Annotated in this window: 1 pseudogene; it reads left to right on the forward strand. The window is 59.9% G+C overall.

The window, feature by feature from the left end:
* Positions 1 to 339 (forward strand): annotated as a pseudogene (locus tag EZM41_RS00575) (hypothetical protein); the annotation flags it as partial.

The following is a 339-nucleotide window of genomic DNA, read 5'->3' on the forward strand; positions in this document are numbered from 1 at the left end:
GTTCGCGATGTCAAGCGCCTCGATGCCCTTTGCGATAAGGCTTATCTCGCGGCAGATGTGATTGTGGATGGAGAGGTGCTCGCTCATCGCGACCGGCTGCTCACTGCGGACGTGATCCTCCTCGGCACGCCCAAACAGCTAAAAGGCCTCGTGCAGAAGCTTTCCGCCATGCCGTATTGGGGGCTCGAAGAGGTGCGCAAAGGGCTATCCGCAGCTAGAGAGGGGCTTTCACCCTCTGTGGCCTGCTGTTCCAACACAGTTCGGCTAAGCTTTTCCTTTGTGACTTCCCGGCCCATCTGCGGACGGACCAGTTGCGCGCTCCCACAACCCGCTATGCGC

Source organism: Acetomicrobium sp. S15 = DSM 107314 (assembly GCF_016125955.1).
Taxonomy (GTDB): Bacteria; Synergistota; Synergistia; order Synergistales; family Thermosynergistaceae; genus Thermosynergistes; species Thermosynergistes pyruvativorans.